Origin of the sequence: Vreelandella jeotgali Hwa (assembly GCF_000334215.1) — a bacterium.
Taxonomy (GTDB): domain Bacteria; phylum Pseudomonadota; class Gammaproteobacteria; order Pseudomonadales; family Halomonadaceae; genus Vreelandella; species Vreelandella jeotgali.
On sequence record NZ_AMQY01000010.1, the window covers coordinates 143,201 to 156,434 of the forward strand.

The window sequence follows — 13,234 nt, forward strand, 5'->3', positions numbered from 1 at the left end:
ACCTGCTCGCCCCGGGCATGGGTTCGGCCCGGGATTTTGTCTACTTCGCCCTCTGTTGATGATACCGGCTCGCCAGTGCGGCGCAGAGCAGCGCCCAGATCAGCGCTTCGGCGGGGAGCAGCCAGGGCGCCAGGCGGACATCGGCGAGCACGCTACCGCCGTAATAGGAAAGCGGCCCGCCGGTCGCGCCGCCGAGCACGGCCAGCCAGGGCGTACGCCACAGCCAGTCGAGCGCATGGCGCACCAGGGTGGCGAACAGCGGCCACAGCAGCCACAGCCAGAGGGGCAACGGCAGCCAGCCAGAGCCCGAGTCGGCAAAACGCATGCCGCCGACCAGCACCAGCCCCCCGTCCATTATCAGCCCCAGCGCGGCGAAGCCCGCCAGCAGCCGCCACTCCCCCGGCTCGGCGAGCCGCCAAAGATGGTGGCCGATAACCACCGCGACCACCGCCAGACCCCACCCGTTGCCGCCGATGACGCAGGCCAGCCAGCCGGCCTCAAACGCCAGGGCGTTGAATACCTGCCGGCGCTGTCGCCGCGAAAGCATCGGGCCCCGGGTCATGGCGCTCCGGTGATCGGCGTCGGGCGCGCCCCCGGCTTGGCCAGCAGCAGCTGGCAGGTGCCGATGGAGCGCTCGAGAAAACCGCCTTCGCAGTAGCACAGGTAATAGCGCCACATACGGGTGAAACGCTCGTCGTAGCCCAGCCGGCGCACCTGCTCCAGGCTGGCCTCGAAGCGGTGGCGCCATTCGCGCAGCGTGCGCGCATAATGCGGGCCGATTTCGTCCAGCGCCAGCACGTTGAGCGACGTTTTACGCGCCAGGCTTTTGACAATGGCCTGGTGCGAGGGCAGAAAGCCGCCGGGGAAAATATACCGCTTGATGAAGTCCATCTCGCGCTTGGCCGCCTCGAAGCGCTGGTCGCGGATGGTAATCGCCTGCAGCATGGCGTGGCCGTCGGGGTTGAGCAGGCGGTCGATGCGCGCCAGGTAGGTATCGAGATACTGGTGGCCCACGGCTTCGATCATTTCCACCGAGATCACCCGATCGTAGGTGCCGGTCAGCGCTCGGTAGTCTTCCTTGAGCAGGGTGATGCGCTCGCCCAGGCCCTCTTCCTCGATACGTTTGGCGGTGTGGTTATATTGCTCGTCGGAAATTGTGGTGGTCGTTACCCGGCAGCCCCGGGTTTTGGCCGCGTGGATCGCCAGCCCGCCCCAGCCGGTGCCGATTTCCAGCAGGTGATGCTCCGGGCCCACGCCCAGCCGGTCGAGCATCAGTTCGAGCTTGTAGGTAGACGCCTCTTCCAGGCTGGCCTCCGGTCGCGGAAAGACAGCGCTGGAATACATCCAGTGTTCGCGGTCGAGAAAGGTGGCGAAGAGGTCGTTGCCGATATCGTAATGCGCGGCGATATTGCGCCGCGAGCCGCCGGCGCTGTTGCGCTGCAGGCGATAGGCCGCGGCCAGCAGCCAGCGCATCAGCCGGGCGCTGCCGTTTTCCATCTTCGTGTTGACCGCTTCCAGGTTGACGGCAAAGAGCCGCACCAGCGCGACCAGGTCGTCGGTTTCCCAGTCGCCGTCCATGTAGGCTTCGCCGGCGCCGACGGTGCCGCCCAGCGCCATGCGCTGCCAGGCGCGGGGATGACGGATGATCACGGTTGCCTCAAGCGGGCCGCCCTGGCCCAGGCGCCGGCGGTCGTCGCCTTCCACCAGAGTAATGGTGCCGCCGACAAAACCTTCCAGCTGTTCCAGCAGGCGCGGCCGCAGCCAGCGTGTCAGGCGGTTGTAGGTAGCGGCTCCGGAAGCGGCAGGTAACGATTTGGCTCGGGTCATCGTGGCGTCTCCCGGTTGGCAGGGTGGTCGTGAATGGGTACGCCCTTGCGCCACAGCTTGAGCGCCTGAAGGTGGATGCCCGCCAGGGTTTTCAGGCTCATGCCGGGCCGGCGGATAAGCGTGTTGACCAGCGCTTTACGCGTGGCCGGCACGCCTTCAAGCGTGAGGGTGGCGTCAAAGTGGCAGCGGTCGGCGCCGTTCTCGCCGTCGGCGGCGTGATTTTCCATGTGCATCATCAGGCGCTTGCCCGGCGTGTTGAAGCGCCAGCGGTAGGCCATATCCATGGGGTTGAACGGCGAAACGTGCATGGCCTTGCCAAAGTGGGCGGCGTGGGTGTGGCGCACGGGGTCCACGGCGGCGGCGTAACAGGTGCGCTCGCGCCAGGGCATGTTGGTCACCTCGCCGAGGATCGCCGCCAGGCGGTCGCGGCGGTCGAAGGCATAATACAGCGTGACCGGATTGAACACCGCGCCGCCAACGCGCAGCTGAGTGAGCACGCAGATACGCCCTTCGGGCGCGTACCCCAGCTTGTCGTGCAGGCGCTGGCGCACGGCCTCCCCGAGCGGCCTGTCCACCGGGCCCAGATAGTCTTCCCGGCGAAACCGCGCCGGCGCCGGGCGTCGGGCGCTGAAGCCCGGCACGCGGTCAAAAAGCTCGGGCAGCTCGTCGAGGTCCAGCCACATCATCCACACCCGGTAGCTGAACGCGTGCGCTTTGGGCACAAAGCGCCGGTGGCGCAGCGTGCCGCGATACAGGCGCGAGCGTACTCCGGTTTGAGTCATCCCATATCTCCCGGCCCGGCGTCGGGCAGTAGATGGTGGGCAGGGGTCGCCGTGGGCGGCTCGGGCGGCGGCGCGGGTTCGTCGCAGCCGAGCTTTTGCGCCACCCGCAGCGCGCTCCAGACGCCGTCCTCGTGAAAGCCGTTGCGCCAGTAGGCGCCGCAAAAGTGCGTGCGGCCGTGGTTGCCCGCCGCGCCGCAGATCTCGGCGTGGCGCGCCTGGGCGGCCTGCCCTACCAGGGTGAAGCGCGGGTGGGCGTAGGTGAAGCGGTGCAGAATCTGCGCCGGGTCGATGCTGTGGCTGTCGTTGAGCGTCACGCAGAAGGTGGTGTCGGCGTCGAGCCGCTGGAGGATGTTCATGTGGTAGGTCACCGAGACGGCATCGCCGGCGCCCCGTCGGTCCAGACGGTAGTTCCAGCTTGCGTGCGCCCGGCGGCGGCGGGGCAGCAGCCGGGTGTCGGTGTGCAGCACCACCTCGTTGTCCTGATAGGGCATGGCGCCCAGCACCTCGCGCTCGGCGGGGGTGGCGTTGTCGCCCAGAATGTTGAGCGCCTGGTTCGAGTGGCAGGCGAAGACCACGCGGTCAAAGCGTTCGCTGCCGCCGGCGGTGGCCACGTCGACGCCGGTGGCATCCCGGGTGACGGCGGTGACCGGCGTATTGAGGCGGATGCGCTCGGCGTAGGGCGCGGTCAGCGCGGGAATATACGCCCGCGAGCCGCCGGCCACGGTGTACCACTGGGGCCGATTGACGATGTTCAACAGCCCGTGGTTGCGGAAAAAACGCACGAAAAACGCCAGCGGAAAGCCGCGCAGATCGTTCAGGCTCGCCGACCAGATGGCCGCGCCCATGGGCAGCAGGTAGCGGCGCTGAAACGCCTCGCCGTAGCCGTTTTGATCAAGATAGTCGCCCAGCGTCAGGCCCTCGGCCAGGCGGTTCTTGTCCAGGTCCCGCGTGGCTCGGCGGTTGAAGCGCACGATATCCGCCAGCAGCCGGTAGAAGCTCGGTGAGATCAGGTGGCGCCGCTGGGCAAACAGCGAATCCAGGGTGTGGCCGTTGTACTCGAAGTCCCGAGCGGTTTCATGCACCGAAAAGCTCATTTCGGTGGGCTGGGTGGTCACGCCGAGGGTTTCCAGCAGGCGGATGAAGTGCGGATAGGTCCAGTCGTTGAAGACGATAAAGCCGGTATCCACGGCGTGGCGCTCGCCGCCGGCGTCAACGTCCACTGTGGCGGTATGCCCGCCGAGGCGCGGGGCCGCCTCGAACAGCGTGACCTCGTGGCGGGCGGAAAGATAAAACCCGGCGGCCATACCGCTGATGCCGCTGCCGATCACGGCGATGCGCTGGGAGCCGGTCATGCCTCGTTCTCCCGCGCTGTGTCTCTCACCATGCGTCGGCCGAGGGCAAAGCGAAGCGCCGGCGGCAGAATACCCAGCAGCTTGACCAGCCAGGTGAAGCCTTTGGGAAAGTGGATATCCTTGCGGCCTTTTGCCAGGCCCTTGAGGATAGCGTCCGCCGCCTGGTCGGCGCTGACCTGCATGGGCATGGGGAAGTCGTTTTGTTCGGTCAGCGGGGTTTTGACAAAGCCCGGATGGATGACGCTCACGCCGATGGCTTCGGGGGCGAGGTCCAGCCGCAGCGATTCCATGAAGTAGCTCACCGCTGCCTTGGAGGCGCCGTAGGCCTCGGCCCGGGGCAGCGCGATATAGGCCGAAGCGCTGGACGTTACCGCCAGCCGCGCCGATTGGCCTTCGGCCCGCGCGGCGCGCAGCAGCGGCAGCGCGGCCTCCACGCCGTACAGCGTGCCGTAAAGGTTGGGGGTGAAAACCCGCTCCACCAGCGCCATGTCGAACGCCCGGGCGTCGAGGTATTCGCAGGTGCCGGCGTTGAACAGCGCCAGCTCCAGCCCGCCGAGCTCGGTTTTGATGCGTTCGGCGGCGGCCTGCACCGCCTCGCGGTCGCTGACGTCCAGCGGCAGAGCGATGGCGTTGTCGTGGCCCCGGCAGAGGGCGTCGAGCTTGTCTTCGCTGCGGGCGCTGAGCACGACGCGGTGGCCGGCATCCAGCAGCCGCCGGGCCAGCGCTTCGCCGATGCCCGAGGTGGCACCGGTGAGCCAGATGCGTTGGGGCCTGTTCGCTGAGCTCATGGCGGCTCCCTGAGGTTGGCCGGTTAGCGGGCGGCGCGGCGTTTCAACCAGCGCACGGCGCGCCCCAGCAGGGGCACGTTTTCGTACAGCATGGCGCCGGCATCAAAGTAGTCGCGGTGGCGATCGACGTGGCCGTCGGCGGTAAAATGTAGCTGCGAGCAGCCTTCGACGCTGATGAGCTGCCCGCCGTTGAGCCGCGGATGGGCAAAGTGCAGCGTCCAGGTCACAAACGCCGTATCGCCGTTCAGGTGCCTGTCGTGGTAGTCAAAGCGGCAGCGGCTGACGTTGTCGTACATTCCGTCAAAATAGGCTTTTAGCGCTTCGATCCCGTTGATGCGGTGCAGCGGGTCGCTGAACGCCACGTCATGAGTATATACATCGTACAAGCCGTTTGTACAATTTTTGTCGAGTTTGTTGAAGAAGGCGCAGAACGCCTCCAGCGCCGTGTCCCGGGACATGGCGACCTCCTCGAACGTCGTTGTGGGTGGCCGTGCCGTTCAGCCCTGGCCCAGCGCCTTGAAGGCGTCCAGCGCGCGCTGGCGGGCGGCCTTGTGGTCGACAATGGGTTTGGGGTAGCCAAGGTGCGCGCGCTCGGCGGCAGGCGGATTGTGCCGCGATTTGGGCGCCAGTGGCGCCAGCTCGGGCACCCAGCGGGCGATGAACGCGGCGTCCTGATCGAAGCGGGTGGACTGAGTGGTGGGGTTGAAGATGCGAAAGTACGGCACGGCGTCGGTGCCGGTGGACGCCGCCCACTGCCAGCCGCCGTTGTTGGCGGCAAACTCGCCGTCGACCAGGTGGCGGAGAAAAAATGCCTCGCCCCGCCGCCAGTCGATGAGCAGGTGCTTGGCGAGAAACATCGCCGTGACCATGCGCAGGCGGTTGTGCATCCAGCCGGTAGCTACCAGCTGGCGCATGGCGGCGTCCACCAGCGGGTAGCCGGTGCGCCCTTCGCACCAGGCGGCAAAGCCGTCTGAGTCGTCGCGCCACTCCAGCGCCAGGGTGCTTTGCTTGAACGGCTGATGCCGGCAGACCCGGGGGAAGCCCACCGCGACGTGCTGGTAGAACTCGCGCCAGATCAGCTCGTTGACCCAGGCGGTCAGGCCCGCATCGCCGTCGGCGAGTTGGCCGTCGTTTTCGGCCATGATCGCGTTCAGGCACTGGCGGTGCGAGATCATGCCCAGCGCCAGGTAGGGCGACAGCTCGCTGGTGCCGCGCACGCCGGGGAAGTCGCGCTGGCCCTGATAGAAGCGACCGCGAAAGCGTAGAAAGCGTGCCAGATGGTTGGCGGCGGCGTCTTCGCCCGCGGGCCAGCGGCGCGGGTCGATTGGCTCATCGTCAGGGCGGGGAGCGAGTTCCGGCAGCGCTTCGCCGGCAATACGCAGCGGCGCTTGCGCGGCCGGGGCGTCGTCCAGGGCCAGACGGTCGGCGCTGATATGGCGGTGCCAGGCTTTGCTGAAGGGGGTGAAAACGCCGTAGTAGTCGCCCTTGCCGGTCAGCAGCTCGCCCGGGGCGAAGGCCACGGCGTCGTGGTGGCCCTGGGTGGCGATGCCGTCGGCGCCAAGCGCGGCCTCCACGGCGGCGTCCCGGCGCTGCTCGTTGAGCGGGTATTCGCGGTTGAAATGCAGCGCTTCGGCGCCGAGCTCCCGGGCCAGCGCGGTGAGTACCCGGGGGGCGTCGTCAAAGTGCTCGATATGGCGCTGCAATAGCGGAATGTTGAGGCCGTCGAGGGCTTCGCCCAGCGCCGCAACGCCGCGACGCCAGAAGTCGATCTTGTTGGCGCCGTGGCCGTGCGCCTGCCACTGAGCGGGGCTGTGGAGAAACACGGCGACCACCGGCCCGGCTGCCGTAGCCGCGGCCAGGGCGCGGTTATCGTGAATACGCAGATCGCTGCGCAACCAGAGTAGCTGCAGGCTCATGTGGTCTCCCCGAGCGGTAGGTGGTCCCCTTGAGCGGTAGACGATAGACGGTAGTGATAAGCGGTCGTGATGGACGGTCGTAATAGACAGTAACGGTAGACGGCGGGGCGCCGTCGCTGGCGGGTTATAGCACCCGGGCCTCGCGCAGCAGCGGCCGCAGGCGGGCCACGGCCCGGGGCAGCTCGTCGCCCAGGTGATGCAGGCGTTCGTCGCCCGGTTCGTCCTGGCGCCGGCGGGCGATGTCGCCGCAGATACCCACGGGCACGTCGAGCGTGGCGGCGGTTTCGGGCAGCGTCTGCTGCATATAGGCGTCGTCTTCGCGCTGCCCGCTGGCCAGCAGCACCATGGAGGCGCGCAGACGGGTAACCGCCCCGGTAAGCGCTGCCAGCGGCAGGCTGCGGTCCAGCAGCTGAACGCGATAGCCCTGATCGCTGGCGAGCAGCGCCGCCATCAGCCCCCAGAGCGGGCCGGGGTCATCGGGCATCGGGGTAATCAGTACCAGCGGGCCGCGGGTGGCCTGGTTGGCGTAGTGCAGACGAATGCCGATCTGGCTGCGCAGCAGGGCTTCCAGCGTCAGGCGGGCGGCCGTGTCCGGGGTTTCCTGCCAGTCGGTTTCCAGCATTTGGATCACCGGCTGCCAGAGCTCGCTGATAACGGTATTGAGCGGGTATAGCGCCAGGCTCTGATGGTAAAGCGCTTCGATCTGCTGGACGTCCAGGGCGTTGACCAGCGTCATCAGCTGACGCCGCTGGCTCTCCCAATCGTGATTGGCCGGGGCCGGCGTTTCCACGGCTTCCGGCTGGTTGATCAGCTCCGCCACCTGGCTCACCGAGACGCCGCGATTGAGCCACTGCAGGATGCGCTCGATACGGGCGATATCGTCCTGAGCGTAGAGGCGGTGGCCCTTGGGCGTGCGTTGAGGTCGAATCAGGCCGTAACGACGCTCCCAGGCGCGCAGGGTCACCGAATTGACCCCGGTGAGTCGGGAGACCTCCCGAATGGGGTACAGCGGGGTGTCGTGGGGATGGGTCGCCTTGTTACTCATGGGCGCCTGAGCCTCTTGGATGCCGTGGTGAAAGGATGATGTTGCGATGCTGCCGGAGGCGTTTGGCTGCCCCTTGGCGGGGTGTTTCGCCCATTCTGCGGCGCGTCCTGTACAAGGGTGATGTTGTACAATGTATGGCGCTCAATCACAACCCGTAAGACTCCGGGCCAGGTGCCAGCCCAGGCGGTCGCCGGACAGCCAGGCATCTTCCACGCGGCCGCCGGCGAGGCTGTCGCCGCACAGCGAAAGACCGGCCGATCCGCTGGCAAAGCCTGCATCGGGCATGGCGGCCTGGCCCGCCACCGGCTGCGAATAGCGCCAGCGATGCGCGCCGGCGTCCAGCCTTCGGGGCAGGGGCCGGCCGGGAAAAAGCGACTCAAGCGCGTCGAGCAGCGTATCCGCGACGCGTTCGGGGGCGTCTCCCAGGTGGGTTTCGCTCCAGTCGGTCTGCGCCACCAGGCTAACGCTCTCGGGCTGGTCGCCGCGCCCGGGCTTGGTGTGGTTGCGCGATACCAGGCGCAGCGCCGTATGGTCGACGTGAGCCTGCTGCCAGTCGGCGTCGACCCCCGCGGGCTTGGGCAGTGGGGCGTCGAAAATGGCCCAGCCGGCCCAGCAGGCGCGCTGTTCCAGCTGCCGGCAGAGCTGCCCCAGGGCGTTATCCAGGGGCTGTACCAGCGGCTCGGCCTGGGGCGGCGGCACCGCTACCACAACGTCTGTATAAGGCTCGAAGATGTCGCCCGCTTCGCTGTGCAGCCTCAATGCCCCGGCGGTGCCCTCGACGGCGGTAATACGTGTGTGGCTGTGCAGACTGGCGTGGGCCTGCTCAAGCCGGCCGGCGAGGTGACGCGTGATCGCGCTCATGCGCGGCGCGCCGCTGAAGCGCTCGCGGCCGTCTTCCAGGGACTGCCAGCCGTCAGGCCCGGCGCGCCAGGTGCTCACCGGCCAGGGCGCAGCGCAGCCGGCGCTGATCCAGCTTTCCAGCTCGGCGCTGAAAGCCGGCGTCCGGGCGCTGAATGCCTGGGCGCCGAGATCCACCACGGCATTCGGCCGCCGCCGGCTGGACATGCGCCCGCCGGGGCCGCGCGCCTTGTCGAACAGCGTGACCGCCAGCCCCGCATCGGCAAGCGCCCGGGCACAGGCCAGGCCGGCGATACCGGTTCCGATAATGGCGACAGAGGCGCCGGCGGCGTCAGCGGGTTGGGTCATGGCAGTGTCCTGAACCGGCATGGTGGGCGTCACGATATGATACACATTCATGCTAGCAGCATTGAACAGGTTTTGTATAATGATGGGTAAGTTTTGCAATCTGCCTCACCCGGAACGGTGAGCGTCGACAACAAGGCGTCAATAACGAAGCCTCGAGAACAACCTTCAATAATAAAGCATCGTTAATAAAGCGTCGTTAATAAAGCGTCGTTAATAAAGCGTCAATAACGAAGCGCCATAAACAAGGCGTCGTTAAAAAGGCGTCGTTGATAAAAAGGAGCCTGTCATGCGTCTATTGATAACCGGCGGTAGCGGTTTTGTCGGGCAGCGTCTGTGCGCTGCGCTGGCGCGCCAGGGGCATACCCTTCAGGTGGTGTCGCGCACCCCGGGGCGTGCTCGGGAGCAGCTTCCGGACGGCTGCGATGTGCGCGACAGCGCCCTGGCGTTTGCCGATACGCCGCCGGACGCCATGATCAATCTGGCCGGCGAATCCATTGCCGCCAAGCGCTGGAGCGAGGCGCAAAAGCGCGAAATGATCGACTCCCGGCTGCAGGCTACCGGCGAGCTGGCGGCGCTCTGCGAGCGGCTTCAGGAAGCCGGCAACGCGCTGCCCGAGGTGCTGATCTCGGCTTCGGCGATGGGCTACTACGGCGAGCAGAGCGAGGGCGATCAGCGCGATACGGTGGTCAGCGAAGAGACGCCGCCCCACGACGAGTTTGCCCACCGGCTGTGCGCGCGCTGGGAAGCCGCCGCCGGCGAGATTGAGGCGCTGGGGGTACGCACGGCGATCGTGCGCATCGGGCTGGTGCTGGGCGAAGACGGCGGCACCCTGGCGAAAATGCTGCCGCCGTTCAAATGGGGGCTGGGCGGCCGTTTCGGCAACGGCCGCCAGTTCATGCCGTGGATTCACCGCGATGACCTGGTCGCCGCGATTATCTTTCTGCTGGAGCGCGAGTCCGCCAGCGGGGTGTATAACGCCAGCGCGCCGCATCCGGCGACCAACGCCGAGTTTACCCGAACGCTGGGCAAGGCGCTGAATCGCCCGGCGGTACTGCCGGTGCCCGCCTGTGTGCTCAAGGCGGGGCTTGGCGAAATGTCGCGGCTGCTGCTCACCGGCGCGGACATGCGCCCGGTGCGCCTGCAGCAGGCGGGCTTTACCTTTCGCTATAAAACCCTGGACCGCGCGCTGGAGGCGATTCTCGCACCGCGCTGAGCCCAGGCCCTACGCCAGCGCCTTACGTCTGACCCTCGGCATCCACCGTGATGATCACCCGCACGGCGTCTAGGCGCAGGCGGGTGGCGTCAATCGCCTCGCTCAGGGCGTCGCGCTCGCGGGTCAGCGCCTCCAGCTCGGCATCGCGCACCGCCGGGTTGTGTTCGGCCAGCGCCGCGAGGCGCGTGAGCTCGCCGTCCAGCTGGTCGCGCATGCGCGCATTGGCGGCGTCGACCATGCCCGCCAGCTCGCGTTCGGCTTCGCTTTCTCCCCGGGTCATCAGCTGGCGCAGCTGATCCTGGCGGCTTTTGATCAGATCCCTTGCCAGGGACTTCTTGACCTTTTGGAGGTTTTTGCCCAGCCCGGTAAACGAGATCCTGTCGCTTAAGTTGGCGCCGGATTCGTCGAGCAGCACACGCACCGCGGTGGGCGGTAGAAAGCGGTTGAGGTGCAGCCGCCGGGGGGCCGGGCAGTGGGTGCGAAATATCAGCTCGGTCATGAGCCGGCCGCCGGGAATCGACGGGTGCTTGAACAGCGCCACGGCGGTATTGCCCATGTTGCCGTCGACAATGCGGCCCATCATCTCGCGCAGCAGCGGGTGCTCCCAGGACAGCCGTTGAACGTCGTCCCGGGCCAGCGCGAGGTCGCGCCGGTAGGTAGCGGTAAAGCCGTCTTCGCCCTTCGCCAGCCCGGGCAGGCCGTCCAGCATTTGCGCGCCGGGCTTGAGGTGCATCAGGCCCTGGCCGAGGTCCTGGCTGTCGACGCCGAAGATATCCAGCGCGCGCTCCACGTAACGCGGCAGCGCAGTATCGGCGTCGAGCTCGCGGACGCTTTCAATGATGCGCTCGGCGCGCGCCGGGCGGCAGGCATTGAGCTCCAGCAGGCGGTTGCGTCCGGCATCGCGCTCGGCGCGTTTGGCGGTGTACAGGGCGTGGGTTTCGGCAATCAGGCTGTCGAGCTCGTCGTCGTCCAGCAGGGCATCGGCCAGCGCATCGCCGAAGGCGTCGAACAGCTCGTTGCCTACGCCGTGGGGCGTGCTGAATGCGTCCATGCCTTCGTGGTACCAGCGCATCAGCCGCGCGCCGGGGCTGGAGTCAAACAGCGGTACGTGGATGTTGATGGCGTGCTGCTGGCCGATGCGGTCGAGCCGGCCGATGCGCTGCTCCAGCTGGTCCGGGTGCTGGGGCATGTCGAACATGACCAGGTGGCGGCAGAACTGGAAGTTGCGGCCTTCGGAGCCGATTTCCGAACAGGCCAGCACCTGGCAGCCGTCTTCCTCGGCGGCGAAGGCGGCCGCCGCGCGATCGCGTTCGATCAGCGAGAGGTCTTCGTGGAAGACCGGCGCGTGGTAGCCGCCCAGGCTGCGCAGCCCTTCGGCCAGGCCTTCGGCGGTCTCGCGGTGGTGGGCGATGACCAGCACCTTTTCGCCGGCAAAGCCGCTATCGCTATCGTCGCTCAGGCGTTCCAGCAGCCACTGGACGCGCGGATCGATGTGCCACCAGGCTTCCTGGTTGAGCGGGTCGCCGGTCAGTTCGCGGTACATGGCATCCGGGTAGATAAGCACGTCCGGGTGGTCCATGCCGGTTTCGATCAGCAGCTCGTCGAGGTAGTCCTCGTCGCGCTCCAGCCGGCGCAGCACCCGGCGGTAGGCCGAGGGCTGTTCGAGCGTGGCGGTGTGCAGGCGCCGCTCGGGGAAGCCGCCCACGTGGCGGCGGCTGTTGCGAAACATGACCCGGCCGGTGCCGTGGCGGTCGAGCAGCGCATCGCGCAGCCGATGTCGGGCGCTCTCCTGCTGTTCGGCATCGACCCCGGTGCCGGTCAGCGTCGCCAACAGCGCCTGGCTGTCGTGGTCGTCAATTACTGCTTCGATCCTGGTCTGGGCGTCAGCGCTGCCGGGCAGGGCGTCCAGCGCTTCGATGGCGGCGGCGACCTCGGCGTAGTGGCGCTCTTCTTCCCTGAATCGGGCCAGGTCGTGGTAGCGGTCGGGGTCGAGCAGGCGCAGGTGGGCAAAGTGGCTCTCCACGCCCATCTGTTCGGGGGTGGCGGTGAGCAGCAGCAGGGCATCGATCTCGCCCGCCAGGGCTTCAACGCACTGATAACCCGGGCCGCTGCTCGCTTCGCTCCAGTCGAGGTGGTGGGCCTCGTCGACGATCAACAGATCAAAGCCGGCGTCGAGCGCCTGCTGCCGGCGCGCGGGATTGGCAAACAGCCAGTCCTGGCTGGCGAGCACCAGCTGGCCGCCAGCGAAGGGGTTGCCGTCATCGAGGCCGTCTTCGAGGGCATTGCTCTGGCGTTCGTCCAGCAGGGTGACGTTGAGCGCAAAACGGCGCAGCAGCTCCACCAGCCACTGGTGGGTGAGGCTGTCGGGTACCAGTATCAGCGCGCGCTCGACGCGCCCGGCGAGCAGCAGGCGGTGCAGAATCAGCCCGGCTTCAATGGTCTTGCCCAGCCCGACTTCGTCGGCGAGCAGCACGCGCGGGGCATGACGGCGGGCGACTTCGTCGGCGATGTAGAGCTGGTGGGGAATCAGGTCGATGCGCGGCCCGGCCAACCCCAGCGCCGGGTGCTTTTCGGTGCGCTGATAGTGGTGCAGGGTGCGAAAGCGCAGGTCAAACCAGTCGTTGCGGTCGACCTGGCCGGTGAGCAGGCGGTCGCGCGCCTGGTCGAACTGCATGCTGTCGGCCAGCCGGGCTTCCGGCAGCTCGCAGTCGTGGCCGTCGGCATCCCTGCCCAGGTAAACAATGAGTCCCTGATGCGTGCGGCTGTCGTGTACGGTCATCTGCCAGCCGTCCGCGGCGGTGATACGGTCGCCGCTGCCGAAGGCAACCCGGGTCAGCGGGGCCTGGCGGGTGTTGTAGGTGCGGGTTTCCTGGCTGGCGCTGAACAGGATGGTCACGCTGCGGGCGTCGCAGTTGAGCACGGTGCCAAGCCCGAGTTCGGCTTCGCCGTCGCTGATCCAGCGCTGGCCGGGAGAAAATTCGCTCATGGTGCCTCGGAGGATGCAGTCGGTCAGGGAGGCGCCGCCGGTAAAACGCCGGCCGCGCGCCAGGGGCGGGGGATTCTAACGCAAAGCGGCAGGCGGATTAAGGTGCCCGGTGCGCTTTG

General features: G+C 67.4%; 11 protein-coding genes. 1 reads left to right on the forward strand and 10 read right to left on the reverse strand.

Features of this window, described 5'->3' with window-relative positions; translation table 11 throughout:
- Window positions 1-40: 40 nt before the first annotated feature.
- The 9 genes from C793_RS0102845 to C793_RS0102885 form a co-directional block, all read right to left on the reverse strand.
- On the reverse strand, window positions 41-562 hold the full coding sequence (locus C793_RS0102845) for a DUF2878 domain-containing protein (RefSeq protein ID WP_017429444.1): 522 nt from the start codon (window positions 560-562) through the stop codon (window positions 41-43).
- A complete protein-coding gene (locus C793_RS0102850; RefSeq protein WP_017429445.1) occupies window positions 559-1,827 on the reverse strand; it encodes an SAM-dependent methyltransferase in 1,269 nt (422 codons plus the stop codon). Before C793_RS0102850 ends, C793_RS0102845 begins: the two co-directional genes overlap by 4 nt.
- On the reverse strand, window positions 1,824-2,609 hold the full coding sequence (locus C793_RS0102855; protein WP_017429446.1) for a DUF1365 domain-containing protein: 786 nt from the start codon (window positions 2,607-2,609) through the stop codon (window positions 1,824-1,826). The genes C793_RS0102850 and C793_RS0102855 overlap by 4 nt, the downstream gene beginning before the upstream one ends.
- On the reverse strand, window positions 2,606-3,961 hold the full coding sequence (locus C793_RS0102860) for an NAD(P)/FAD-dependent oxidoreductase (RefSeq protein WP_017429447.1): 1,356 nt from the start codon (window positions 3,959-3,961) through the stop codon (window positions 2,606-2,608). Before C793_RS0102860 ends, C793_RS0102855 begins: the two co-directional genes overlap by 4 nt.
- Entirely contained in the window at window positions 3,958-4,749 is a 792-nt protein-coding gene (locus tag C793_RS0102865) for an SDR family NAD(P)-dependent oxidoreductase (RefSeq protein WP_017429448.1), read from the reverse strand. The genes C793_RS0102860 and C793_RS0102865 overlap by 4 nt, the downstream gene beginning before the upstream one ends.
- 23 nt (window positions 4,750-4,772) lie before the next feature.
- Window positions 4,773-5,207, reverse strand: coding sequence for a nuclear transport factor 2 family protein (locus tag C793_RS0102870; protein ID WP_017429449.1), 435 nt, complete (start codon window positions 5,205-5,207; stop codon window positions 4,773-4,775).
- A 39-nt stretch (window positions 5,208-5,246) separates the two neighbouring features.
- Window positions 5,247-6,665, reverse strand: coding sequence for a deoxyribodipyrimidine photo-lyase (gene phrB / locus C793_RS0102875; RefSeq protein WP_017429450.1), 1,419 nt, complete (start codon window positions 6,663-6,665; stop codon window positions 5,247-5,249).
- Between the two features lie 124 nt (window positions 6,666-6,789).
- On the reverse strand, window positions 6,790-7,710 hold the full coding sequence (locus tag C793_RS0102880) for a MerR family transcriptional regulator (RefSeq protein WP_017429451.1): 921 nt from the start codon (window positions 7,708-7,710) through the stop codon (window positions 6,790-6,792).
- A 141-nt stretch (window positions 7,711-7,851) separates the two neighbouring features.
- Window positions 7,852-8,916: an NAD(P)/FAD-dependent oxidoreductase gene (locus tag C793_RS0102885; protein ID WP_051038326.1), complete on the reverse strand. Its 1,065-nt coding sequence runs from the start codon at window positions 8,914-8,916 to the stop codon at window positions 7,852-7,854.
- A gap of 286 nt (window positions 8,917-9,202) precedes the next feature.
- On the opposite strand from C793_RS0102885, the gene C793_RS0102890 reads away from it, so the two are divergent.
- The gene (locus tag C793_RS0102890) at window positions 9,203-10,129 is read left to right on the forward strand and encodes a TIGR01777 family oxidoreductase (protein ID WP_017429453.1); all 927 of its coding nucleotides are present in this window, start codon (window positions 9,203-9,205) and stop codon (window positions 10,127-10,129) included.
- A gap of 22 nt (window positions 10,130-10,151) precedes the next feature.
- On the opposite strand, the gene rapA is transcribed toward C793_RS0102890, so the two are convergent.
- Complete coding sequence (rapA, locus tag C793_RS0102895) at window positions 10,152-13,115, reverse strand: RNA polymerase-associated protein RapA (protein WP_017429454.1); 2,964 nt, start codon at window positions 13,113-13,115, stop codon at window positions 10,152-10,154.
- Between the last annotated feature and the right edge of the window lie 119 nt (window positions 13,116-13,234).